Annotated in this window: 22 protein-coding genes, 1 tRNA gene and 2 pseudogenes; 7 read left to right on the plus strand and 18 right to left on the minus strand. The window is 34.4% G+C overall.

What is annotated here, in order from left to right:
* Positions 1-3: 3 nt before the first annotated feature.
* Positions 4-444, minus strand: coding sequence for a GNAT family N-acetyltransferase (locus NPX36_RS02005; RefSeq protein ID WP_257499771.1), 441 nt, complete (start codon positions 442-444; stop codon positions 4-6).
* A 109-nt stretch (positions 445-553) separates the two neighbouring features.
* Here NPX36_RS02005 and mutY point away from each other — a divergent pair, with 109 nt between their 5' ends.
* From mutY to gldD, 3 genes are all read left to right on the plus strand, one after another.
* Positions 554-1,594, plus strand: a complete 1,041-nt coding sequence (gene mutY / locus NPX36_RS02010) for an A/G-specific adenine glycosylase (RefSeq protein WP_257499772.1) — start codon at positions 554-556, stop codon at positions 1,592-1,594.
* A gap of 27 nt (positions 1,595-1,621) precedes the next feature.
* Positions 1,622-2,071: a single-stranded DNA-binding protein gene (locus NPX36_RS02015; RefSeq protein WP_257499773.1), complete on the plus strand. Its 450-nt coding sequence runs from the start codon at positions 1,622-1,624 to the stop codon at positions 2,069-2,071.
* A 71-nt stretch (positions 2,072-2,142) separates the two neighbouring features.
* Complete coding sequence (gldD, locus tag NPX36_RS02020; protein WP_257499774.1) at positions 2,143-2,709, plus strand: gliding motility lipoprotein GldD; 567 nt, start codon at positions 2,143-2,145, stop codon at positions 2,707-2,709.
* Between the two features lie 36 nt (positions 2,710-2,745).
* Here the strand turns inward: gldD and NPX36_RS02025 are convergent, their stop codons facing one another.
* From NPX36_RS02025 to NPX36_RS02055, 7 genes are all read right to left on the minus strand, one after another.
* Entirely contained in the window at positions 2,746-3,288 is a 543-nt protein-coding gene (locus NPX36_RS02025; protein WP_257499775.1) for a heavy-metal-associated domain-containing protein, read from the minus strand.
* Positions 3,289-3,348: 60 nt separating this feature from the next.
* A complete protein-coding gene (locus tag NPX36_RS02030; protein ID WP_257499776.1) occupies positions 3,349-3,852 on the minus strand; it encodes a hypothetical protein in 504 nt (167 codons plus the stop codon).
* A 126-nt stretch (positions 3,853-3,978) separates the two neighbouring features.
* Entirely contained in the window at positions 3,979-4,608 is a 630-nt protein-coding gene (locus NPX36_RS02035) for a hypothetical protein (RefSeq protein ID WP_257499777.1), read from the minus strand.
* Positions 4,609-4,619: 11 nt separating this feature from the next.
* The gene (locus NPX36_RS02040; RefSeq protein WP_257499778.1) at positions 4,620-7,745 is read right to left on the minus strand and encodes an AsmA family protein; all 3,126 of its coding nucleotides are present in this window, start codon (positions 7,743-7,745) and stop codon (positions 4,620-4,622) included.
* 88 nt (positions 7,746-7,833) lie between these two features.
* Positions 7,834-8,112, minus strand: a complete 279-nt coding sequence (locus tag NPX36_RS02045; RefSeq protein WP_257499779.1) for a hypothetical protein — start codon at positions 8,110-8,112, stop codon at positions 7,834-7,836.
* 55 nt (positions 8,113-8,167) lie between these two features.
* Positions 8,168-8,935 carry an OmpA family protein gene (locus NPX36_RS02050; RefSeq protein ID WP_257499780.1) on the minus strand — a complete coding sequence of 256 codons (768 nt, stop codon included), beginning with the start codon at positions 8,933-8,935 and terminating at the stop codon, positions 8,168-8,170.
* 109 nt (positions 8,936-9,044) lie between these two features.
* A tRNA-Leu gene (locus tag NPX36_RS02055) sits at positions 9,045-9,126 on the minus strand.
* Between the two features lie 131 nt (positions 9,127-9,257).
* Here NPX36_RS02055 and NPX36_RS02060 point away from each other — a divergent pair.
* Positions 9,258-10,646, plus strand: coding sequence for a dipeptidase (locus tag NPX36_RS02060; protein ID WP_257499781.1), 1,389 nt, complete (start codon positions 9,258-9,260; stop codon positions 10,644-10,646).
* Between the two features lie 43 nt (positions 10,647-10,689).
* On the opposite strand, the gene NPX36_RS02065 is transcribed toward NPX36_RS02060, so the two are convergent.
* From NPX36_RS02065 to NPX36_RS02085, 5 genes and pseudogenes are all read right to left on the minus strand, one after another.
* Positions 10,690-12,378, minus strand: coding sequence for a T9SS type A sorting domain-containing protein (locus tag NPX36_RS02065; RefSeq protein WP_257499782.1), 1,689 nt, complete (start codon positions 12,376-12,378; stop codon positions 10,690-10,692).
* Positions 12,379-12,636: 258 nt separating this feature from the next.
* A pseudogene (locus tag NPX36_RS02070) lies at positions 12,637-14,211 on the minus strand (IS1182 family transposase); the annotation flags it as partial.
* 111 nt (positions 14,212-14,322) lie between these two features.
* Positions 14,323-14,583, minus strand: coding sequence for a hypothetical protein (locus NPX36_RS02075; RefSeq protein WP_257499783.1), 261 nt, complete (start codon positions 14,581-14,583; stop codon positions 14,323-14,325).
* 113 nt (positions 14,584-14,696) lie between these two features.
* Entirely contained in the window at positions 14,697-15,473 is a 777-nt protein-coding gene (locus NPX36_RS02080; RefSeq protein WP_257499784.1) for a hypothetical protein, read from the minus strand.
* A gap of 68 nt (positions 15,474-15,541) precedes the next feature.
* Complete coding sequence (locus NPX36_RS02085; protein WP_257499785.1) at positions 15,542-16,774, minus strand: glycosyltransferase; 1,233 nt, start codon at positions 16,772-16,774, stop codon at positions 15,542-15,544.
* A 76-nt stretch (positions 16,775-16,850) separates the two neighbouring features.
* Between NPX36_RS02085 and miaE the strand changes: the two genes are divergently transcribed.
* Both miaE and NPX36_RS02095 read left to right on the plus strand, forming a co-directional pair.
* Positions 16,851-17,432 (plus strand): tRNA-(ms[2]io[6]A)-hydroxylase, encoded by a 582-nt coding sequence (miaE, locus tag NPX36_RS02090; RefSeq protein ID WP_257499786.1) that lies wholly within the window; start codon positions 16,851-16,853, stop codon positions 17,430-17,432.
* Positions 17,433-17,524: 92 nt separating this feature from the next.
* Positions 17,525-19,099 (plus strand): annotated as a pseudogene (locus NPX36_RS02095) (IS1182 family transposase); the annotation flags it as partial.
* A gap of 77 nt (positions 19,100-19,176) precedes the next feature.
* Here the strand turns inward: NPX36_RS02095 and NPX36_RS02100 are convergent.
* The 4 genes from NPX36_RS02100 to NPX36_RS02115 all read right to left on the minus strand — a co-directional run bounded on the left by NPX36_RS02100 (position 19,177) and on the right by NPX36_RS02115 (position 22,055).
* Positions 19,177-19,593 (minus strand): hypothetical protein, encoded by a 417-nt coding sequence (locus NPX36_RS02100; protein WP_257499787.1) that lies wholly within the window; start codon positions 19,591-19,593, stop codon positions 19,177-19,179.
* A complete protein-coding gene (locus tag NPX36_RS02105) occupies positions 19,594-21,153 on the minus strand; it encodes a M56 family metallopeptidase (protein ID WP_257499788.1) in 1,560 nt (519 codons plus the stop codon).
* A gap of 2 nt (positions 21,154-21,155) precedes the next feature.
* On the minus strand, positions 21,156-21,521 hold the full coding sequence (locus NPX36_RS02110) for a BlaI/MecI/CopY family transcriptional regulator (RefSeq protein ID WP_257499789.1): 366 nt from the start codon (positions 21,519-21,521) through the stop codon (positions 21,156-21,158).
* Positions 21,522-21,602: 81 nt separating this feature from the next.
* Complete coding sequence (locus NPX36_RS02115; RefSeq protein ID WP_257499790.1) at positions 21,603-22,055, minus strand: energy transducer TonB; 453 nt, start codon at positions 22,053-22,055, stop codon at positions 21,603-21,605.
* 98 nt (positions 22,056-22,153) lie between these two features.
* On the opposite strand from NPX36_RS02115, the gene NPX36_RS02120 reads away from it, so the two are divergent.
* On the plus strand, positions 22,154-22,933 hold the full coding sequence (locus NPX36_RS02120; protein ID WP_257499791.1) for an alpha/beta fold hydrolase: 780 nt from the start codon (positions 22,154-22,156) through the stop codon (positions 22,931-22,933).
* Here the strand turns inward: NPX36_RS02120 and NPX36_RS02125 are convergent.
* The gene (locus NPX36_RS02125; RefSeq protein WP_257499792.1) at positions 22,930-25,680 is read right to left on the minus strand and encodes a PD-(D/E)XK nuclease family protein; all 2,751 of its coding nucleotides are present in this window, start codon (positions 25,678-25,680) and stop codon (positions 22,930-22,932) included. The genes NPX36_RS02120 and NPX36_RS02125 overlap by 4 nt on opposite strands.
* Positions 25,681-25,730 lie beyond the last annotated feature (50 nt).

The following is a 25,730-nucleotide window of genomic DNA, read 5'->3' on the forward strand; positions in this document are numbered from 1 at the left end:
CAATTATTTGGTTAAACGCATTTCTAAATACTTGTTTGTAAAGCCTAGTTTTTCGTAAAGTTTTATAGCAGGATTATCTGGTTCCACGTGTAGGGCAATATTTCCATTGGCTTTTTCAATCGCGTGTTGCATTAATTGTTTACCAATACCCTTTCCGCGTTGGGTGGCATCTGTTGCGATATATACCAAAATATTTTCAGGAATATAATCTTTCATACCGGTTTCGTTTACAATCACAGCACCAACAATTTGATCGTCTAAAGTAGCCGTAGCCACAAATCCGCCAAAAGAAGGTGTGATTTTTAAGGCATAATTCATACACTTTTCAATGTCTTGCTTGGGATCGCCGTATTGCTCTAAATTTTTGTAGAGAAAGTTTAAAATTGCTTCCTTTTCATTAGTATTCGGTGTGTTCTCTTGACTGTATGTCTTGATTTTTAGCATAACTTTATTTTTTGTTTCTACTCTACACAAAGTTACTCATTTTAAATTAAATGGATTTTTACTACAAAAACAGCTAAAAAAACTACCTTTACACCTGAAAATAATACGCATGGATTTTACCGACCAACTGCTACATTGGTATCAAAAAAACAAACGAGATTTGCCGTGGCGAAACACCACAAACGCTTATTATATATGGCTTTCTGAAATTATTTTGCAACAAACTCGGGTGGAACAAGGCACTCCGTACTATGAAGCTTTTATTGAAAATTTTCCTACATTAAAAGATTTGGCAACGGCAAACGAAGATGCTGTTTTGAAATTGTGGCAAGGTTTGGGCTACTATTCACGTGCCCGAAACTTACACGCTGCGGCTAAAACCATTTATTTTGATTTAAACAATCGGTTTCCTGAAAAATACAGCGATATTATTCAATTGAAAGGAATTGGACCTTACACAGCCGCCGCCATTGCCTCATTTGCATTTAAAGAAACCGTAGCTGTGGTTGACGGTAATGTTTTTAGGGTTTTGGCTCGATTTTTTGGAATTTACGAAGACACAGCTGTTGCTAAAAACCGCACCATTTTTCAAAATTTAGCAAATGAATTGATTTCAAAGAAAGAGCCTGATTTATTCAATCATGCCATTATGGATTTTGGAGCGATGGTTTGCTTGCCTGCAAACCCGAAATGCAGCACCTGTATTTTTAATGTAAACTGCGTGGCTTTTTTAAGAAACGAAACCAGTATCCTTCCTACTAAAAACAAAAAAATCAGTATTAAAAACAGGTATTTGAATTATCTTATTTTAAGAAAAAACCATGAAATAGTGATTCAGCAACGCACCGAAAAAGACATTTGGCAACAATTGTTTGAACTGCCTCTTATTGAAACACCTTCAAACAACGAAGAAAAACTTTTTACCGATTTATCCAACCGATTTCCGAACAGCACCATAAAAAAAGTGACTGCAAACAGCATTAAACACAAACTATCACATCAGCAACTGCATATTAATTTTTATGAAATAGATATAGCTGCATTTGCACCAAACCAGCAAAAGGTTTCCCTTAACGATTTGCACAAATATGCATACCCTATTGTGATTTGGAATTTTCTAAAAGATTTTTTTAAGCTTGAAAAAAATTAGTACTTTTGGTTGATAAGTAATAATATCATGTACGGAACTTTAAACAAAGTAACTTTAATAGGGCATTTAGGAGACGATGTGAAAATGCATTATTTTGAAGGTGGTAACTCAATCGCTCGCTTTTCTATTGCAACTAACGAAGTTTATATCAACAAAACCACCAACGAGAAAATTACATCTACCGAATGGCACAATTTGGTTTTTAGAAACAAAGCGGCCGAATTGTGTGAAAAATATTTAAGTAAAGGCGATAAAATTTACGTGGAAGGAAAAATTCGTACGCGCCATTGGCAAACCGAAGACGGAACCACCAAACACACTACCGAAATTCAGGTTACAGAATTTATCTTTTTAACCATTAAAAAAGATATTGATTCTAAAACAAAAGCAATGAAACACGCTGACGACGACCGTTTGAACAATTTTGAAATTCCGAAAATTGCAGATTACGACAAATTGAATGACTTACCTTTTTAACACAAGATGCTCTTTTGCAGCGGTTATCATTTACAAAACACTTATTCACAGAATATTAAGTTAACCAATCCATGAAAAAAATTTCTTTTTTATATGCCTCTATCACAGCGCTTTTTTTTGCAAGTTGCACAGAAAATGTTACTCCAAAACCCGATGGTTTTTTAAGCTTAGAATATCCTACAGCGACTTACGAAAGCTATGTGTATCCTAATTGTAATTTTAAGTTCAGTAAAAACCAATCGGCAGTTATAAGCCCAGAAGAAGCTTGTTCTTTTAAGATTGATTACCCAAAAATGAAGGCAAGTATTTATATGAATTATCGCCCAGTTGAAAACAACTTAACGATGCTTCTGAAAGATGCACAAAAATTAACCTACAACCATACCATTAAAGCAGATGATATACAAGAATCGGTGTACGAACATCCTGAAAAAAAGGTATATGGAATGTTTTATCGGGTAATTGGCGATGCCGCCACTAATGTGCAATTTTACGCAACCGACAGCACTAAAAATTTTGTTGTGGGTACTTTATATTTTTATGCTAAGCCCAATTTTGATTCGATCTATCCGGCAACAAAATACATTGAAGAAGATATGAAAAAAATTATGGAATCGCTGGAATGGACCAACAAATAACAAAAAAACTCTTGATTGCTCAAGAGTTTTGTTCGTTTAGATGATATTTTGCTTTGTAGTTGCTTTTTTATCTTTTTTGTCTTTACTGCAACATCCGTCTTTTTTCTTATTGCCTTCTTTTTTGTCGCCACAAGATTTTCCGTCTTTTTTAGAAGAACAACATTTTTTTTGTGCTGTTTTATCGTCTTGAAAAACCATTGCCACTTCTTTAGCAACAGTTAAATTCTCCACTTTGTATGCACCATCAGCAATTTCTTCCACCATTTTTTTAATAGCGTCTGTGTTCTGCTTTGCATCGTCGAACTCTACAGTAGCAGTTTTAGAGTCAAAATCAACAGTAGCGGTTTTCACACCGTCCATTTTTGCCAATTTGCCTTCAATAACTTTTGCACAACCCACTGCACAAGACATACCTTCTACCTGAAAAGTAGCTTTTTGCATAGTTCCAGCAACTTCTGTTGATGCTACTTTTTCAGTTGATTCAGCAGCGTTTTCTTTTTGTTCGTTTGATGTTTGCTTACAGCTTACCATAAAAGCAGCAGCCATAAATAATAATGATATTCCTTTTAATGTTTTCATTTTTTAAACCATTTAATGTTTTGCAAATATATTTATTTTTCTTTCAAAATACACACTAAATCACTGAAATTTAATAGGTAAGGTAAAAGTAGATTTCACAGGTTTTCCGTCAATTTTTGCTGGAATCCATAGACCTGCTTTTCGTTCTAAAAAACGTTTTACCTCAAAACGAAAGGCTCCATCAGCAAGTGTGATTTCATAAATAGAGATTTTTCCTTTATCATCAACCTCAAAATTTATTTTGTACGACGAATATTTAAAATTTCTATAGTAAGTAGAAAAAATATACTTCATAAATGATTCATAAAACGCATTTATTCCTTCTTTAGGCTGCGCTTTTTCCATATTTGCAATCTTTTGCTTATCTAATTTAACAGGTAAAGTATATATCTGAGAATTGTTTTTAGTGGCAATCCAAGCCGTACCTTTCACAAAAGTTTGAAGTTCTTTATAAAAACCACTAATGTAAGGATCTAAAGAAGTCAATTGTGCATTTGCCAAACTATCTACTTTTATTTGAATAGTAAATCCCTTGTTTTCGTAATAGTTTAATGGAATTCGCATGGAATTCGCATGTTATTCGCAATAGATTGTGCCAATAATTCCAAATTATTTCTGAATAAATAGTAGTAGTATCTTGAGCGTAAGATAATAATGATAAAAACAAAAAAACGCTTGTAGCTAAGTGTTTCATTTTCTGACTGTTAATTTAAAGTTATTTATAGAGGTAACAGGTATGCCGTTTTTTATTTCGGGATTCCACTTTTCAGCTCCTGCAAATAATCTTTTCAGCTCATCGAATAATACTGCGCTGTTTACATCAATTGAAATTAATTCTAAACTTCCATCTTTATGTACTGAAAACTTGGCATTACAAATAATTTCATTTTGTTTAAAAATTTTCGGATTTATATTCTTCGCAAAATAGCTGTAAAATTCATGACTACTGGTTTTAGGTGTTGCTTTGGTATTTTGAGGTTTAGAGCTATCTTTAAAAGCCAACGGAATTTGAACAATACTGTTTTTTGTCATTCCATTTTCAACAGCGGCTGTCCATTTACTGGCTGCTATAAATTTTTGAAGTTCCACAAAAAACTCTTTCTGGTATGGCTTTATCGTAAGCAGTTTGGCACTTGCCAAGCTATCAACAGAAATTTTAATAAAACCTTTATTGGCATTGTACATTTCATCTGGAATAGTCACCTCTTCAAAAAGGTTGTCTAGGAATTCTTCATATCCTCCCAAAGGCATGGCGTTGGTTTGTTGTGCTTTTAAATTAAAAGAAATGGCAGCAAATAAGGCTAATAAGATAAATTTCATGGGTTTAATAATTATTGTTGATTTAAGGTGTCGATTGATTTTTTATACGCTTCGTAATCTTCGTCGTCTTCGGTTAGATTTTCTTCTTTGTATTTGCCCAATTTAATGTCTAAATCATCACTTGTGCCGTTTACCGTAATTGGAATGCCAATAATTCCGAAAGGGGGCAAACCCAAACGCATACCCAAATTCATTTTTCCGTCTAATGTAACCTTACCTTCTACTCGCGGACGAAAGCCTGCAATCTTAAATTTGGTTCGTTCAATAGTCATCACATTATTGGCAATGGCTGTTTTCACCACCACATTTTTTACATTGGCGTCGCGCAAAGCATCGGTGTTTGTTTCGCTGGCAACGGCATTAAACAACCTAAAACCTTTGAACTGAATATTCTCTAAAATTAAATCGCCCGAACCTTTTATCGATTTCATATCGGGATACATTTCTTTGTTCAAAACGCCTTGTAGCTGGTACTTCAACGAAACCTGTCCTGAAGCATTTGCTGCTGCCGGAGCCATTTCTCTGAATAAATTCAACTGTTTATATGCCTTTTGAATATCAAATTGCTGGGCATCGATCGCAAAATCAAACAAGGCACTTTGACTGTTAATAGGTTGATATGTTCCGTTTAACAAAAACTGCGTATCAATTAAACCAAATTTTGCTTCGTGCAGTGCAAGTTTTTGATCATAAACTTTTAAAACACCGCTTAAATCATCTAATTGCAAATCGTTGAATTTTACTTTTTGGGCATTTGCGGTGAGCTCAAAATCGATTTTATCTGGAACCAACACCACACTTCCACCCGATTTGGAGGTTGCTGATGCATTTTTATTTGCAGTGGAACTTGCTGGCAACATAAACGAATTTACATCGATAAACTGCGAACTAACGGTCAATTTTCCTTTTAAAGTTGCATTCGGAGTTAAAAAATAATTGATATAATTTTCTAAATCGCCATTTAAAACAAAGGTTTGTTTGGCATAATTCATTTTGATATTTTCTAGTTTCATTTGCTTTTTATAAAACTTAAAAACACCTTCGGTAAACACAAAATCATGTGGAAAATATTCCGATTTAATGTGAATATCTTTCAACAGCACAAAACCGCGATTATTCAATGATGAAGGATCGTTTGCAGTGCCTTTTCCTTTCAGTTTCACATCGGTTTCCAATTCTCCGGTAACGCTTAATCCATCAATTGCAAAAACCTTGTATAAATTGCCCAAATTTAATTTTCCTTTTGTACCCAAATCGAAAGTGAGGTTGTTGAAATTGAACAAATTGGCATCGATTTTAAAAGGCTCATCTGCCAAAACAAACGAGATAGGTAACACGTTCACACGCAAATCATTCAACGAACCGCTTGGCGATGAAATATGCGTTTCTATATTTACTTTCTCTAATGGTAAATCGGGCAAACTATTGTATCGCAAGTAACCGTTTTTCATTTTTACAATGGATTGGGTTACCGGAATTTTGTTTTGTTCTAAATTAAAACTGCCCTTTGCTTTGGTGTTAATCTTTAGTTCACCGCCAAAATCGACTTCTTTTATCGGGAAAATCTTTTTTATATCGGCCAAATTTACAACTGCCTGCAAATCGGTATCGGTCGTATAATCAATTAAATTGTCTATTTTCAAGGTACCTTTTACAAAATTCGATGCTGCTTGTGCCATTAAATTCTGTATAAAAACTTTGGTGTGTTTATAGTTTCCGCTGGTATTTTCAGCCTCTAAATCAAAACTCAAATTATTGATTGCCAAAGGCATCTCAGTCCATTGAAAATAGCCTTTTTGCCAATTTGCCTGTATGTTAAACGCTGGTATTTCAATGATTTCTGAAGTTGCAACACCTTGTTTGTTGGTACTGCTTTTAGTGGTATAATTTCCTTTTGCTGTTGCATTTAGTACCACATCACCTTTCAACTGCATACCCGAAACAGCAAGTGTTTGCCAAAGTTGCGACACATTCAAATCTGCGTTTACAGATGCATCCACATACATCGGAAAGCGGTATAAAGCCTTGCCTTTTGCAAAACCTTTGCCTAAATTAAAAGTAAAGTTAGACACATTAATTGCCAAGGAATCGGGGTTTAATTGTGGCAGATGTAATACTGCTTTTGTTTGCAAATTGGTTACAGGCACATCTTGAAATTGTTTTGCTGCGATGCTTCCATTGGCAACATCCAGCTTAATGTTTAAATTGGGCTTTGAAACGCCTTCTTGCAGCAATCCTTGGAATAATAAATGAATGGTTGATGTGCCTTTAAACACCATGCCATCATACCATTTTTGATATTCTTGCGGAACCAGCGAAAACAAATTTTCTAACGATACTTTATTTGATTGCACGTTTAAATCAAAATCGATTCCTTTTTCAAGAACAGCTATTTTCCCCAACACATTTAATGGCAACTGCGCCAATTGCAGCTTGTTTTCTTTAAATTCAACAACCATTGGATTGAGTTGCACTTTGGTGTTTATAGCACCTTTCAAAGGTTTGTGATCTACCAAAACACTTTTATCCAATTGAAAAAAAAGCGATTTAATATCGGTTTCGGTTTCCAAATGAATGTATTTGTCGGTTACCTGAACATCGCCGTTGATGTTGGTATTTTTGGTTTGAATTTTAATTTTCGATGGATCGTCTTGATACAAAACATCTGTGTTTTTAACATGAATTTTGTTCAATGCCAAAGAAAAAGAACTATCAGTGGAAGGCTCTTCAGAAGATTTAAAAATAGCAAACGAAAAATTGCCCAAATTGTCGGTTACTACATTCATTTTTCCCTCATTCACATACAATTTTGTGAATTTAATTTGGTCAGAAAACAAGCTAAACACATCAATTCCCAAATCAACCGAATTGCTTTCTACTGTTTGCATAGTACCGAAAGCAGGTGGTGCCTGAATGCTTAACTGCTGCAAAGACACACTTAAATGCGGGAAATTGGTAAAAAACGATACGTTTAAATCGGTAAAATTCACAGGAGTAACCACGAATTCTTTTGCAGCGTCTTTCACGGCTTGTTCAATCTGCTTTTTGAACAGCAGCGGTGCAATCAAAAGTAAACCAACCACTGCTACCAAAGCAATACCGGTAAATATAAGCCCTTTCTTTATCTTTGTGTTCATTTACAACAAATACAATTTTTGCAAAGATAATGTAGTTAAAGGAAATGTTTAAAAATATTTACGCAACTAACTTTTCATTTTGATAAACTTATCGAGTGGCATGCGATTTTCGTTTCATTTTTGCCGATAGATTTTCCAATTGAGTTTTCACCTCATCAGCCAATTCATTCTGAATCAGATAGATTCTAACCTGCATATTTAACTCGTGCAGATAAACACCCGAGACCATTTTTTCAGAATCTAATCGCTCGTATAAATCTTTCAGTACTTTTGTTTTACTATCATTATCTGCAAAAGAACTGTTTTGTTCCAGCGCCTTACCAATGATGCTTTTAAGAAGGTTGTATTCGTGTGAAGTAAATTTCATTTTAAAAAATTAAAATACGAAGTAACTAAAAAGTATTTGGAAAAGCTATGCTGTTTTATTTTTCTAGTATTAAAATTTCAACTCTTCGATTAGCCTCTCGTTCTTCTTCGTTTTGCTCAGGAATAGTATAAATAGGTTGTGATCCCCCAAAACTTTTATACTTTAATCGCTTTTTATCAATTCCGCTTTTAATAAGGTATTTATAAACAGCTAAAGCTCTTTTTGCTGAAACATCATTCTCATCTGATTCAGTATAGCAGCAAATATGCCCTTGAATTTCAATCTTCAAATTCGGGTTTGATCTCATTATTTGTAGCAATTCTTTTAAAACTGGATATGAATGAGATTTAAAAACTGCTGTTCCACCATTAAAATTCAGGTTTTTTAATTTTATTTTTTCACCCGCTTTAGCAGCATCTAGTTCTTTATCCAATTTTTTTTCCTTTTCATCTTCATCTATTGCATAAGTAAAGTAAACATCAACCCTTCTATTCAAATCCTGGGTTTCGTTTTGCTTAAACTGCTTTCCAAAAGACTTTTTAGTAATTGCTTTATCAATTACAACCTTGTCTTTTAAATAGTTTAACACAGTTTGAATTCTTTTGTCTGAAAGTTCGTTATTGTACTGATTATTTCCTACCCAATCACAAAAACCTTCCACCCTAAAAACAGTTAGATTGGGATAGTGTTTGATCCAGTCATCAATTTTTTGTTTTTCAGTTAGAGAGAATTCACTTTCGTTATAATTAAAATAAAAACTTTGCTTTTGTTGAGCAAACCCTTTGAATGTTATGATGCAAAATAATAATAGAAATAAACGCATATAATTATTTTTTAGCACTTTAACGTTTGGGATTTTGTTTTTAGTATAGAAACAAGCAATTTTAAACTATAAATAAAAAACCCTAACTTATAAAAGTCAGGGTTAAAAGTGCGGGTGATAGGACTCGAACCTACACACCTTGCGGCACCAGATCCTAAGTCTGGCGTGTCTACCAATTTCACCACACCCGCGGTTTGGCAAGAACTATTTGTTCTTGTAAGACGGTGCAAATATACAAATGCTTTTTTATTCTGCAACAAAAAATCATTAAATTTTTATCGTTATATTTGTTGTAAACAATACAAATCATTTAATTCATATAATGGAACTTATTAAAAATTATGTTCAGCAAAACAAGGAACGTTTTATAAATGAGCTTATTGACTTATTAAAAATACCTTCAGTTAGTGCTGATAGTGCCTACTCACAAGATGTTTTAAACACTGCCGATAAAGTAAAAGAATTTTTAGAAAAAGCCGGTTGCGACAAAGTAGAAATCTGCGAAACGCCTGGTTATCCTATTGTTTATGGCGAAAAAATCATCGATGAAAATTTACCTACTGTTTTGGTTTATGGTCATTATGATGTACAACCTGCTGACCCTATCGAATTATGGGACTCCCCACCTTTTGAACCTGTTATCAAAAAAACAGAACTACACCCAGACGGAGCTATTTTTGCCCGCGGAGCATGTGACGATAAAGGGCAAATGTTTATGCACGTTAAAGCATTAGAATTAATGATGCAAACCAACACATTGCCTTGCAACGTGAAGTTTATGATTGAAGGAGAAGAAGAAGTTGGGTCGGCATCTTTGGCTTGGTTTGTTGCAAAAAATCAACAAAAATTAAAAAATGATGTGATTTTGATTTCCGACACCGGAATGATTTCCAACACCCAACCTTCTATCACTACCGGATTACGTGGTTTAAGCTATGTGGAAGTGGAAGTTACTGGACCAAACCGCGATTTGCATTCGGGCTTATACGGCGGTGCGGTGGCAAACCCTATCAACATTCTTACCAACATGATTGCTTCGTTGCACGACGAGAACAATCACATAACTATTCCTGGTTTTTATGACAAAGTAGAAGAATTGTCGCAAGAAGAACGCGATGAAATGGGCAAACGTCCTTTTTCGTTAGATGATTATAAAAAAGCATTGGATATCCACGATATTCACGGCGAAGCTGGTTACACCACCAACGAACGTAACTCGATAAGACCTACATTAGATGTTAACGGAATTTGGGGTGGATATACCGGCGAAGGTGCAAAAACAGTGATTCCTTCTAAAGCGTTTGCAAAAATATCAATGCGCTTGGTTCCTAATCAAGATTGGGAAGAAATTACTGAGCTGTTCAAAAAACACTTTGAAAGCATTGCTCCGGCATCGGTTAAAGTGGTCGTTAAACCACATCATGGCGGTCAAGGTTATGTTACGCCTATTGATTCTATTGGTTATCAAGCGGCATCGAAAGCATATACCGACACCTTTGGCGTAACTCCGATTCCCGTTCGTTCGGGCGGATCCATTCCTATTGTGGCTTTGTTTGAAAAAGAATTACAATCGAAAACCATTATGATGGGCTTTGGTTTAGATTCGGATGCGATACACTCACCAAATGAGCACTACGGGATTTTCAATTATTTAAAAGGTATTGAAACCATTCCATTGTTTTATAAATATTTCACTGAAATGTCTAAATAACACCCAAAAAAAAGTCCACTTCAATGTATGAAGTGGATTTCTTTTACTCTTTTATAATCTTTATACTTTGCGTAAATTCATCATTTGTTAATTCAACTATATAAATTCCGTTTGATAAATTTGACAAATCAATTCTTGAGTTAGTTAATGAATTAGCATCAACTATTCTTCCGCTTAAATCATATATTTTATATTTTAAAGAAAGTTCTTCACCCTCTACAAAAACTTTATCTTTAGCAGGATTCGGATATATTTTCCATTTATCAACTACGATTTTTTTAGATGATGCAAATTCCCCAGATTTTATAATAAAAATATTATCGAATATTGCAGGATTTGGCATTGGCATTGAATAGGAATTATCCAAAATTATATCTTCATATTGATTACCCGACAGAATATAACCTGCCGAATTATAATGTAGAATATTTGTTATTGAAAATAGATTTGGATCAGAATTATCAGGCACAAGTAATTTATAATTTTTTAAAGCTCCATTATTACCAAAAACAGCTAAAATTGAAGAAGTTTTACTTATATTTATGGTTTGGTTATCTATAATTTGAGGATTTAATGCTCGATATGTAACTATAATGTCATTTTTAACGCATTTGATTCCATAAATTGTTAAACCGCCTTGTATATTTGTATTAGCCTTTGCCCATTGAAAATTTCCCGATGCATTTAATTTAAACAAATGCCCATACATTCCAGTAGTAGTAAATGAAGGGTTTACTGATGTTCCCCAATAATTAACACCACCGGTTGCGTTTGCGGATATATAAATATTGTTTGTGGCATCAATATCTAAATCTTCAGCCAGCAACAATCTATTATTCATTACAGTTGGTGCTTTAGCCCAAGATAAATTTCCTGCATTGCTATACTTTGCAATAACAGTAACAGCATTATTACTAGCATTATTGGTCACAAAAGATACATTTGTAGTACCGAATTGTACCGCCGGTGAAAATAAGTTAGCAATTAAAACAGCATTACCATTCTGATCTAATTCTAAATCAACAAAATGTGTACCCATTTTGTTTTGATTAACACCCGATGTAGTTTCTGAAGATCTTAACCATTGTAGCGAACCATTTGTAGCATTAAATTTAGCAATAAATGTTTCAGATAACTGTGAATGAACTTGATTTCCTAACACCGTTGTATTTTCAATTTTTAAGCTCATTCCAATATAGCGCCCGGCAATAAATACTTCATTATTAATTGTCTTTATTTTACACTGCGCTAAGTCTTGATCAACCTTTTTCACCCAAGCAACCTGTCCGTTACTATTAATTTTAATTATTAGAGATTGGTAACCCGATGCAGGTATCGGATAGGTAGTATTATCAATTGTCACAGGGCCGTTTGCTTCTATTATAGCGTATAAATTGTTATTATCATCCTCATGTACAACAGAGATAGCCTCTGAACCACTACCGCTAAAATGGAAATAATGATTTAGTAAAAAATTTGTATCAAATTTTAAAATAGCGGTATCATATGCCAATGCTCCATTAGCCACCATATTACTTCCATTATTTATAGTTTGGTTTTGAATGGTATATGTTGGTGTTTTAAAATTTACAATCGAATAAATGCTTTTATTCATTGTAAGATCCGTGTCGATTCTCTCAGCGTAAGGAATAACAATGTGAGAATTTATTTGTGCTTGATGCTGGAAGGTGTTAACAAAAAAAAGTATTAACAATAAGTATTTTATTTTCATACAAAATATAGTTTAGTTTTCGTAAAAGTATAACTTTTTAACGAAATAGAAAACACTTAAATTTTTCATTTTTAGTTTATTAAGGAATTACAGAAATAAACCAGTTAACAATTATTATTTCAAAGAATTAAAAAAGAGGCTGTCCAAAAAGGCAGTCTTTTTTTATGCGGCTAATTTTTGATAGTGAAAATTGTGGTGATTATTTTTAGTTGAAGAAAATTCTTGATGCTTAAAAATGAAAATTTCAATTTCAAAAATCATTTTTGAACCTCTTTTTGCGGTTTTTACAACAATTTTCTTAGAAGTCGCTTCTTTGGCCACCATTTTTCTAAAATTATGCCCAAGAGCCATCAGTAGAAACTCTAATTCTACTTTTTCTAAGCCTTTGAATGTAAATCTGTTAAATTTATTATTGCTTTTGAGTTGACCAAAGACAGCTTCTACTTCTATCGGGCGTTTGCTTCGGTGTTTTAAACCTTCTTCGCTCGTTAATAAATTTCTCGCTCTTTCTTTAAGCTCATTCAAACGGTGATTGACTTCTATTCTGCGATTACCTTTTGCATTGAAACATTCCCCTCGAAGCGGACAATTGTTGCAGTTTTTAGCTTGATAATAAGACACTTGCGATTCGTACCCGTTGCTCGATATTCGTTTGCCTTTGCCAACATTTTCCATTCGTTGACCCATCGGACAAACGTAAAAATCTTGTTCTTGGTTATAGAATAAATTCTGAACCAAAAACGGATTGTTTTCCATCTTCTTTTTCTGTTCTGCATGAAAATAATTATACTTCACATACGCTGTAACGTTTTTATTTTCAAGCATTTCGTAATTCTCCTCACTTCCGTATCCTGCATCGGCAACCACTTCTTTGCTTTGTTTTCCGTAGAGATTTTCAAAACCATCGAGATGCGATTCCAAAGTCGTGGTATCCCCCGGTTTTTGATGGATGGAAACGTGGGTAATAAACTGATTTTCAGTTGAAATCTGCGTATTATAAGCCGGTTTAAGCTGTCCGTTTTTCATGTGATCTTCCTTCATCCGCATAAAAGTAGCGTCGGGGTCGGTTTTGCTGTAAGAATTCCTATCGCCTAAAGTTTCTAGGTCTTTTTCGTATTTTTCTAATTTTGGAAGATGCTCATCCTGAAGTTTTTGTAGCTCTTTTGCCTGTTTTTTGGTAGGTTCTTTTAGTTTTTTGTTCAATTCAGATAACTTCTCTTTTAGTTCTTCGGAATTGATTTTTTTGGGCAGTTCTTCCTTGTTAAGTTCTTGATTATCTGATTGAATACTGTTTTCAATATCTGAAAGAATCGTATTGATTTTAACTTCTAATTTTTCTTTGTACTTTTCCACAGAACCCCGCCAAACGAAGGTGTATTTATTGGATTTTGCCTCTATTTTTGTGCCGTCAATATACTGAACATCAAGGCTGATATAGCCCATTTCAACCAACATTTTCACCACTTCGGCAAACAAATCTTTGATTTTCTCCTTCAAAATTTTCCCTCTAAATTCGTTGATGGTTCTAAAATTTGGCGTAGAATTTCCCGAAATGTACATAAAATGGATGTTTTCGGTAAGGGCTTTGGCGATTTTTCTACACGAATAAACGTTGGACAAATAGCTGTAAAACAACACTTTAATCATCATTCTCGGATGATATGCAGAGCAACCTCCGCCTAAGTAAAGATTTGTAATATCGCTGATATCTAATTGATTAACCACCGAATCCACCAACCGAACGGGGTGGTCTTCTGGAATCAAATCAAAAATATTGATAGGGAAAAGTTCTGGAGAGTTGCCTGTTTGATTTTTAAATGTTACCTTAGCCATAGTTGGGTTTTTTGTTCAACTCTAAAATACGAATTTTTTAGAGAAAACACAACTAAAAAAGGGCTGCCCAAACTTTTTGGACAGCCTCTTTTTTTATCAAGTAATCTTTAATTATTCAGCAGTTTGTACCGTATCATTTGCTACCGGTGCAACTGCTTCAGCGGGCGCACTTGCTGTATCTTTTTTAACCAAAGGTTGTTCTGGCGACAATTCGTCTTCTACAATAACAGCTGGTGTTTCTTTTGAAGGTTTTGCTTCAAAAACAGAATTTCCACAGCTTCTGTATAAAAAGAAAATAAGCACCACACCTAACATTAAAGGTATTAAACTGTATTTGAATGCATTTCCGCTTTTGTCTTGACCGTTATTCATAATATTTAATTTTTTGATAATCACTAAAACATCGCAAATATACTATCTTTTTTAGCATTTTTTTATCCCTTGCAATAAAATATTAAATAATCATGCAAAAATCAATGGTATGTTTAGTTGTCGCTATGATTCTCCAAGCTGTCGTTGTGCATCACTGCTTCTTCAATGGTTCGTTCGCGATTGCATCCGCGGTAAAGAAAAAAAATTACAACAACACCTAAAAATAAAGGGATTAATGCGTATTTAAACAAGTTTGCGGTGCCGCCTTTTTGAGGTTCTTCATAAGCAGATTCTTTTGTTTTAAACTGATTTTCTTCGTTGTTGTTTACCACATTATGAATGGTACTATCGGCGTGTTCACGTGTTTCGGTATGAATAGGTGTTGGTTCATTTACCGTAGTGTTTACTGTTTCTAACATTCCCAAACCGGCCGGAATCATCGCTTTCAGCGAACTTAAATTATTTGTAATCACCGTTTGAATACTACTTAGTTCAAATTGGGCATCCAAATTTTGAAAATAATCAATAATTCCCACAAAGGCAGTCTTCAAAACTGCATGAGCAGATTCATCGGAAATATTAGAAAAACTGGAAATTTTATCCGCAAAATCATGTTTATCTGTTCCTAAAAAGTCTTGCAGAACGGTTTCTGATTTATCAAATTTAAAGCTGTAATCATTTGCTGCATTGTTAAAAATTTGCTGCACTTCGGTAAACATTGCTCTTAAATACGCATCGCCTTTGTAGTGCATTTTTAGAAGTAATGCAGGAATGGCTACATCAAAAGCATTGTGCATAGCTGTTTCGTTCTCGTTGGTACTAATTGCCAAACTTGATATAAAAGTTGGCGAAATGTACTGTTTCACTTGGGTTACTAAAGGATTTTCCATAACAATTAAAATTTTCTTTTAATAAAGATACGGCTATTAAATAAAACCAACTTGCTTTGCAATAAACTTTAACGGTTGTTATGGAGTTTGTTTTTTGTTTCAATCCATAAGCTCATGTACTTGATAGACTGCAAACTGTGGTGCCACAACATTTTTTGAATAGGCAGCTTTTTTCTGTGGATGGAAATTTGTTTTTGGATTGATAAAAGGGTTGTTGCTAAAACTCCGTTCCAAATTTGATTTGAAAAATACTGATTTATGATTCGGTATCCATTCAAAACCGATTCGTTCCAAATGCGTTCATTATTGTACAATTCACAAACTGCATTTACAAAATCTTCTGGTTGATCGGCTACAAACCCTGCCCAATTTGCAGTGGCAATGCCTTCACTTCCTATTGAAGTGGTCACATTGGGCAAATTGTTTTTAAAACCATCGATAAACTTGCCTTTTAAACCTGCGCCAAAAGGAATGGGTGCTGCTAAAACCCTATAATTTTGCATGGTTGTATTCACATTTTCTGCTGCCCCTTTTATGATAAACCCTTCGGATGTATTTTGTAGTTGGTTGATTTTTTGTGATGGATAAGCACCGTATATATGTAGTTCCACATTTTTTAAACGCTTGCGAATAAGCGGCCACATCTTTTTTAGTTGAAGCACCGTTTCATAATTGGGTTCGTGGATAAAATTCCCTATAAACACTATATTTTTTCGTTGATCAAATGTGGGCAATGATTGAAAATAGGCTTCAGACAAATGCTGCTCTATAAAAGGCAGGTACAGCAATTGTACTTTAGGAATCTGAAATTGATGAACCAATAAATCGTATTCAAATGGAGAAATAATAAGCGACACATCACATCGATGAATAGCCGCCAATTCGCGGTGGCAATCTGCCGTATCATAATCAATTTCCGTATTGTTCCTATAAGCAACTGTTCGGGCTCTGCGAACAAAATGCAAATCTTCGGTGTCTAAAACCGTCAATGCATGGGGCAATTCTTGCTTCACACGCCAACCAAATTGTTCTTCGATTAAAAATCGGTCATAAACCACTATGCTAGGTTGCAATTCCCGCACAAAATCGTTGAACAAGGAATCGTTCAAAACAATCGAATGCTCTACTATTTGCTCATTTGCCAAAGGATGCGAGGCTACCGATTTAGCAGCCGCACAAGCAAAATGAATATCGGTGGCTATTTTCTTTAACTCATCAATTAATTGCAACATGCGCCAGCCGGCTGCAGATGAAGTGGGTTCAGGCCACACCAAACCTATGATTAAAATACGGTTGTTCATAAGGCAAATATCGAAGTTATCTTTAAAAGATACTAACTGTTTAATTAATTTGTAAATTTGCAAAAAAATCTACCAAATGTTAGGACTTAAGTTATTGACCGATCCGCGTTGGGCAAATATTGCTGAAGGTAATATAGAAGAAATCTTAACCGATCATGCGTGGTGCGAACAAAAAGCGGCTACAAATGCCATTACAATTATAACATACAACTCAGAACACGAAGATTTGGTGACGGCAATGACCGAAATAGCGATTGAAGAAATGGAACATTTTAAAATGGTGCATGATATCATTAAGCAACGTGGTTATACGCTGGGCCGAGAGCGAAAAGATGATTATGTGAACCAATTGTATAAATTCATGAAAAAAGACGGTTCTAGAAACGATGCTTTTATTGACCGTTTGTTGTTTGCTGCAATGATTGAAGCCAGAAGTTGTGAGCGTTTCCGTGTGCTTTCTGAAAATATTAAAGATGAAGAGTTGGCTAAATTTTATAGAGATTTAATGATTTCTGAGGCGGGACACTATACCACTTTTATAAAGTTTGCTAAAAAATATACCGAACGAACCAATGTGGACAAGCGTTGGAAAGAATGGCTGGAATTTGAAGGACAATTGATTCAAAATTACGGCACAAAAGAAACCGTTCATGGATAAAAAAGAGGCTGTCCAAAAAGTTTGGGCAGCCCTTTTTTTGTTGTGTTTTCTCTAAAAAATTCGTATTTTAGAGTTGAACAAAAAACCCAACTATGGCTAAGGTAACATTTAAAAATCAAACAGGCAACTCTCCAGAACTTTTCCCTATCAATATTTTTGATTTGATTCCAGAAGACCACCCCGTTCGGTTGGTGGATTCGGTGGTTAATCAATTGGATATCAGCGATATTACAAATCTTTACTTAGGCGGAGGTTGCTCTGCATATCATCCGAGAATGATGATTAAAGTGTTGTTTTACAGCTATTTGTCCAACATTTATTCGTGTAGAAAAATCGCCAAAGCCCTTACCGAAAACATTCATTTTATGTACATTTCGGGAAATTCTACGCCAAATTTTAGAACCATCAACGAATTTAGAGGGAAAATTTTGAAGGAGAAAATCAAAGATTTGTTTGCCGAAGTGGTGAAAATGCTGGTAGAATTGGGCTACATCAGCCTTGATATTCAGTATATTGACGGCACAAAAATTGAGGCAAAATCCAATAAATACACCTTCGTTTGGCGGGGTTCTGTGGAAAAGTACAAAGAAAAATTAGAAGTTAAAATCAATACGATTCTTTCAGATATTGAAAACAGTATTCAATCAGATAATCAAGAACTTAACAAGGAAGAACTGCCCAAAAAAATCAATTCCGAAGAACTAAAAGAGAAGTTATCTGAATTGAACAAAAAACTAAAAGAACCTACCAAAAAACAGGCAAAAGAGCTACAAAAACTTCAGGATGAGCATCTTCCAAAATTAGAAAAATACGAAAAAGACCTAGAAACTTTAGGCGATAGGAATTCTTACAGCAAAACCGACCCCGACGCTACTTTTATGCGGATGAAGGAAGATCACATGAAAAACGGACAGCTTAAACCGGCTTATAATACGCAGATTTCAACTGAAAACCAGTTTATTACACACATCTCTATCCATCAAAAACCTGGTGACACCACCACTTTAGAATCTCATTTGGAAGGTTTTGAAAATGCTTACAAAAAACAAAGCAAAGAAGTGGTTGCCGATGCAGGATACGGAAGTGAGGAGAATTACGAAATGCTTGAAAATAAGAGCGTTACAGCGTATGTGAAGTATAATTATTTTCATGCAGAACAGAAAAAGAAGATGGAAAACAATCCGTTTTTGGTTCAGAATTTATTCTATAACCAAGAACAAGATTTTTACGTTTGTCCGATGGGTCAACGAATGGAAAATATAGGCAAAGGCAAACGAATTTCGAGCAACGGATACGAATCGCAAGTGTCTTATTATCAAGCTAAAAACTGCAACAATTGTCCGCTTCGAGGGGAATGTTTCAATGCAAAAGGCAACCGAAAAATAGAAGTCAACCACCGATTAAATGAATTAAAACACAAGGCTAAAACATTATTAACTAGCGAAGAAGGTTTAAAACACCGAAGCAAACGCCCGATAGAAGTAGAAGCTGTCTTTGGTCAACTCAAAAGCAATAATAAATTTAACAGATTTACATTCAAAGGATTAGAAAAAGTAGAATTAGAATTTCTACTGATGGCTCTTGGACATAATTTTAGAAAAATGGTGGCTAAAGGAGCGACTTCTAAGAAAATTGTTGTAAAAACCGCAAAACGAGGTTCAAAAATGATTTTTGAAATTGAAATTTTCATTTTTAAGCATCAAGAATTTTCTTCAACTAAAAATAATCATCAAAATTTTCACTATCAAAAATTAGCCGCATAAAAAAAAGACTGCCCTTTTTGGACAGCCTCTTGTGTTTCAAAGGTTATCGAATCAATAAGCTGTTCGTTTTCATTAAACAAAAACCATGTACCTACTTTTGTCCATGAATTTTTAGTAGTAAAGCTTTTGCCTATTTCGCTTATTTTGCCGTTTTTATGGTACAAGACATCAACCGAATAAGGGTAATAGTATTTTTCTAATCGGGTAAGCGTGTCGTTGCTGTAATATTTCCAAACGCCTTTTTCTTTACCGTTCGCATCATATTTCGCCTTAATTACACTGCGCTCGGTTTTAGATGTAGTACTGTATTTCCATCTGCCCACAGGCAACCCGTTTTTAGTTTGATTGATTTTGCAAGAAACAAAAAATACTACAAAAAGTAACATCCCGCTTTTCATCTACTCCTCTGCTTCTTCCGGCTGTTGATTCAACCTAATTTTTATAGGCATGGTAAACGTAGATCGCACCACTTTTCCTTCGTGTTCTGCAGGCTGCCATTTAGGCATTGTTTTTAAAACCCGAATGGCTTCGTTAGACGCTTCTTCATTGCCGCCACCAACTGCTACAATATTGGAAAAACTACCATCTTTTTCTACTATGAATTTTAATCTGGTTGAAATTAATGAATCGTTTGAATGAATCGTTTCAGTATTAAAAGATGTCATAAAATTATCAAAGAAAGACCGAAGGCCTTCTTTAGGTTGTGCTTTTTTATCTACAAAACTGTGCAATTGTTCACCATCTTGATTAGCTGCGTTAGTAGCCGAATTCAATTCATTATTTCGATTTTCGGTTTGCTCCTCGGCTTTAATTTCTTCTAATCGAAATGTAAAATTCTTATTTTCTTGCAGAACTCCATAACGGTTGTAAATTGAAACTTGCTGTTCTGGACTAATCACGTAGTAATACACCAATTTGTCTTTCGGGTTGTGAAAATATCCTGAACTTTCTTTGCCCTTGATATATTTCAAAATGATTATTTCTTGATCAACAGATTGCTTTGAACCATTTGGTGTTTCTAAGGTTTCTTTTAAAGTTGGTTTTTGAACTGCGTTTTCAATTACATTGGTTAGCGTATCTTCCATTTTTTTTAATTCAGTTGCTTGCGCCTCCATTCCCACAAACCCAATGTAGGTTAGTAAAATAATAAAGGAGTAAAATACCGGTATCCAAATTTTTGCTTTTGTTTTGCTTTTCATCATAATAAATCGTTTTTTTAAATTTTTGAAATGTATAGCACTGCTCAACGCTACAATTGATTCGTTTTTGCTATAATAGTTTAAGATTAATTCTTGATATTGCTTCAGGTTGTTTGTTTGCTTTAAAGTAGCTTCATCTGCTAAATATTCATGATTTTCTTGGATAAGTTTCTTATACTGATAGACAAAGGGCTGAAACCAGAATAAAACTTTTATCAACTCTATCAATAAAATATCAACAGTGTGTTTCTGTGTGATATGAGCTTGTTCATGCACTAAGATGGATGTGTTTATTTTGTTTTGATTCCATTCATTTGCATTTACATAAATACAATTGAAAAACGAGAAAGGTGAAGTTACTTTTTGATTCGTAATCACTTTACCATAAATGGTGTTAACCAGCACACCCTTTTTACTCAATTGATTGATTTTTAATAAATTGAAAACAAACTTCATTAAAAAAACACTACAAACCAACAGATAAATTAGAGAAATAACAGATAAATCTGCTGCAGAATGCTGCGTTATTTCAACTGGCAATTCTGAAATGCTTTCATAGACAAATTCTTTCGTTTTTACTACTGAATTTTCTGTTACGAAAAACGTAAATTGAAACATGGGAATCAGCAATGCTGTAAAAACAGCAATAAGCAAATAATATCTTATAAACACTAATGATTTTTTGTTTTCAAGGCTTCCTTTGTAAATCAACCAAAAAATAAACAATAAAAATGTTGATTTAAAAATATACAAAACCATAACTACTTATTTTTAAGTTCATCATCTATCAAATCGCGAAGTTTTTGTAATTCTTCTTTTGTTAACGAAGCATCTTTTGCAAAGAAAGAAGCAAACTGCGAGGTAGAATTATCAAAAAACTGTTTAATCATATTTTTCATTTGTTTAGAAAAATAGTTTTCCTTCTTTACAATTGCATAGTATAAACGAGTATTGCCAATTTCGTTGTATCCCACAAAACCCTTATCAATTAATTTTTTTACAGTAGTTGCCACTGTTGTCTTTGCTGGCTTTGGATCGTTGTAACTATCAATTAAATCTTTAAGAACCACATCTCCGCGCTTCCAAATATATTGCATGAGTTGTTCTTCGGCTGCTGTTAATTTCATATTCTATATTTTTAGAATTAGTTCTACTAATTTAGAACAATATTTTAAATAAAAAAACAGTATGCCTGTTTTTTTAATTTTTTATTGCAATCGTTGCACTACTGTTTTACCGCTGCTGTCGTGTCCGTTGTTTAAATTAATATTTAGTTGCAGGTACGAATTCACCGGTTTGTTACCGATTTTCGCAGGTATCCATTGGTTTGATTGTTCCACAATTTGTTTAATTGCGTCGTTGCATATGCTTACATCTGCCTTCACAAAATCAACTTTTGCAACTTTTCCTTTATCTGTAACCAACACATCTATAAGAAGCGTGGCATCTTTTCCTTTCATTGAACCACGCTTGCATTTTCGGGTACCATCTTCAATTTGCTTTAATAATACTTGATAGCCACCACGGTATTTCGCCATTACATCTACTTCTCTATAAACAGGAATTTCTCTGTAAATGGTGTCGTTTTTTATTGATTGCTGTGCATGTGCAAAAAGCGTGAAGAATGTACAAAAAAGTACATAAAAAAGTTTTGTTTTCATAAGTTCTATTATATTTCGGGCAAAAATACAATTTTGTTTCGAAACGATAAAATTTTAGTTTTCAGGCTTAGTTTCTTATTTTTGCTGAAAATTTTCCAATGTTCAATTACAAAAATACCGCTATTCATTACACTGATACCGGCAAAGGTAATGCGGTGGTATTGGTTCATGGTTTTTTGGAAGATGCCAGTATGTGGCAAAAAACAGCTAAGGAATTAGCGAAACGCTACCGTGTGATTACTGTTGATTTATTAGGACACGGTAAAAGCGAATGTTATGGTTACATTCATACGATGGAAGACCAAGCCGATATGCTTTTTGCTTTGATTTCGCACCTTCGCTTGCGAAAAATCTCTATCGTGGGGCATTCTATGGGCGGATATGTTGCTTTAGCTTTTGCTGAATTGTATCCTGATAATGTACGCTCATTGGTCTTATTGAACGCATCGGCACAAGCAGATTCAGAAGAGCGAAAAATCAATCGGGGGCGTGCCATTGAGGTGGTAAAGAAAAACAGCGATGCGTTTATACAAATGGCCACACGCAATTTATTTGATGATAAAGCACATAAAAAGTTTAAAAAGGAAATAGCTGTTTTTACAACCCAAGCTTTACAAACTCCCGTACAAGGCATTATTGCTGCTTTAGAAGGAATGAAAACCCGAATGGACCGCGAAGCTTTATTGCATTTTGGACCTTATCCCAAATTGATGATTGCCAGCGAAAACGACACCATTATTCCTATAAAAGATATAAAAGAACAAGTTGAAAACACTGATGTTTCACTTGAAATCGTGCCTGGCGGACATGTTTCAACCATTGAACAATTCCAAAAGGTGCTTGATATTTTATCCGCTTTTTTAAAGAAAAACGGTTAGTTTTCCGTTGCTTCAAATACCACATTTGGGTTTAAAATTTCGCTTAACAGTTCCACCAATTCATCTGTAAAATCGTTCAGCAACTCTTGCGTAATATACTCGTTCACCATTCTATCTTGTTTCAAACCAAAAAGTAAATAACCCGATTTTCTATTTTTAAAAGAGTAAATACCAGCTTGTATTGGCAAATTGGTTTTATCAAAATACATCAATCCGTATAATAATAATTGAATGGCTTTTTCAAATTTCACATCGCTGGCAATTCCATTGATTTCCGTTATTTGTACTTGATTTTGCTCTACTTTCCCAGTTTTGTAATCAATAATGCGTAGCACATTGTTTCGAATTTCAATTCGATCGGCAATTCCAGATAATTTAATGGTATAAGGTAATTTGTGATGCATTAAAATAGTTTCTAAGTTTTGCTCCAACCCAATGATTGCAACATCATCACCGTTTTCTAACATCGATTTTTCAAGCATTAAAAAATGATATACATTCCGTTTTGCTACTTCAAAGGCCAAAAGATTTTTTCCGTGTTTATCTGCATTGTCGGAATAATTGATTTCAAACTGCTTGGCGATTTCCTCTTCGGAATCTTGCAGTATTCCTTCAATCATAGCTATTGATAGCTTTTTACCCACAAATGGAAGGTATAAATTCTCTAAAGCACCATGAATAATGGTTCCTAAAGTATTGAGAGCTATGTTTTCTTCTACTTCATCCACTTCTTTAATACCCAACACCCGTTGCATATAAAATTGCATCGGATTGCGCAGATAATTACCAAGTGCCGATGGGGAAAAACCTTTTCCACAAGCAATTTCTTTCAATCGCTCTTGCAATAAAGGTGATTTTTCAATAAAAAGCGGTTCGGAAACAGTTTCAGGTGCTTTAGCAAAATAGTTGTGTATTTTCACCGAATGTTTAGGATGTGGATCTAAAGTTAATTGGGTGATGAATCGACTTTTTTCGCCGGCATCTAATCCCTCTGCGTCAGAATTATACAACAAATAAATGTTTTTTGCCCGCAATAATAAATGATAAAAATGGTAGGTATAAATAGCATCTTTTTCCTTAAAGGTTGGCAATCCCAATTCTACCTTTACATCGTGCGGAATAAACGAGTTCATTGATTTACCTGCTGGAAATTTACCTTCGTTGACCGATGTGATGATTACATTTTCAAAATCTAACACCCTACTTTCCAAAACACCCATAATTTGCAAACCTTCTAAAGGTTCACCTTCAAAAGAAACCTCAGCCAAATCGGCAATTTGTTTGTAAATCGTTACTAATTGTTGTGCGTTTGTTATTACTTGATATTTTAACTGATAGTTTTTAATTTGATTGATTACTTGATGAAAAGCATATAAAAAAACCAAGGAAACATCGTCTTTGGTTTCTCGCAAATGCAACCGAATCTTAAAAACCAATTGTTCTATACGTTCCAAAATTTCAGGCACAGCATCTGTCCAAGGCATCGCAATTAGCTGCAACAAGTCGGTTGCGGTGCTTGAAGCATCCAACTTTTTAAATTCAAAGAAAGATAAATTTCGTTTGTTGATTTCATCAACCATTGGTTTAGTAGCTGCAATATGCGCTACTAATGGATGCGACAACACATCTAACACCTCTTTATGGTAAAAAACAGCCTTGTTTTTACCGCGGTTTAATGCGTTTGTGTGCATTTTAAAAAACTTGGCAAAAAACAACTGTACAGGGTTCGATTTGCTGTCGTAACCCATCGTTACATTTAGCGAGCTAACTGTTTCGGGCAAAGCGTATAAAACCGGAATTAATAAATTTTCTTCCGAAAGAACCACAGCCGTATTTTGCAGATTTGGATTATTTTTTTGCAATTCTTCTACCAGTTGCCCCGTGATTTTCGCCTGACCAACCGATTTGGGTGTGCTGATGATTTCGATGTTTTTATGTTGACCAAATTCATTAACCATCCATTCATAAGGATGCGATTTGTAATAAGACCAATTTTGTTTGATACGACGCGCAAAATATCCAGCTCCGTGGTCAAAATCGTTTAAAAAATGTGTATCGGTATCCCAAAAAACCTTGCCCATTGCATTTTTTAGTAACTTTTGAATAATTTGCTCTTCTGCTTGATTCAATGCGTTAAAACCGGCAAAATAGTACATCTTGGAACTGTTTTGCTGAATAAATGCATCGATGTTTTGCACCGCCAATCGGTAGGCCATTCCTTGGTAACCGCAATTACTTTCTAAAAGATGCTTTTGAAGTGCTTTGTAATATGCAGGCAATTGGTTCCAAAAAGTTAAATACCGATCAATTAGCAAGGTGTGATCTTCGGTTTTAACCGACCAATGGTTTATGATATCGATTTCTTTTAAGTAATCAAAAACATGTGATGGCTTGAGCAAATAACGATCTATTTCATTAAAATCTTGCAACAGCATTTTAGCCCAATTACTGAACTGTTCAAAATCCTGTTGCGCTTCTGCGGCGGTTATTTCTTTATAAACCTCATAAAATTCTAATAAAAGTTCTACGCTGTTTAAAACATTTATTTTTGAAAGAGTACCTATTAAATCTTCAATACTGATAATTTCAGGGGCAAAAAAAGTTTGATTTGCTGCTTTTTTAAAACTTTCCAACAAAAACAAACGCGCTCTTTTATTGGGCAAAACAATAACTACTGATGAAAAATCAACCTGATGGGTACGCACAATTTCTTGTGCCAATTTATCTAAAAAACAATGTGCTTCCATTTGATAAAAATAAAAAAACGTCCCGACAAATCGAGACGTTTTAAGGTATT

Source organism: Paenimyroides aestuarii (assembly GCF_024628805.1).
In the GTDB taxonomy this organism is placed as follows: Bacteria; Bacteroidota; Bacteroidia; order Flavobacteriales; family Flavobacteriaceae; genus Flavobacterium; species Flavobacterium aestuarii_A.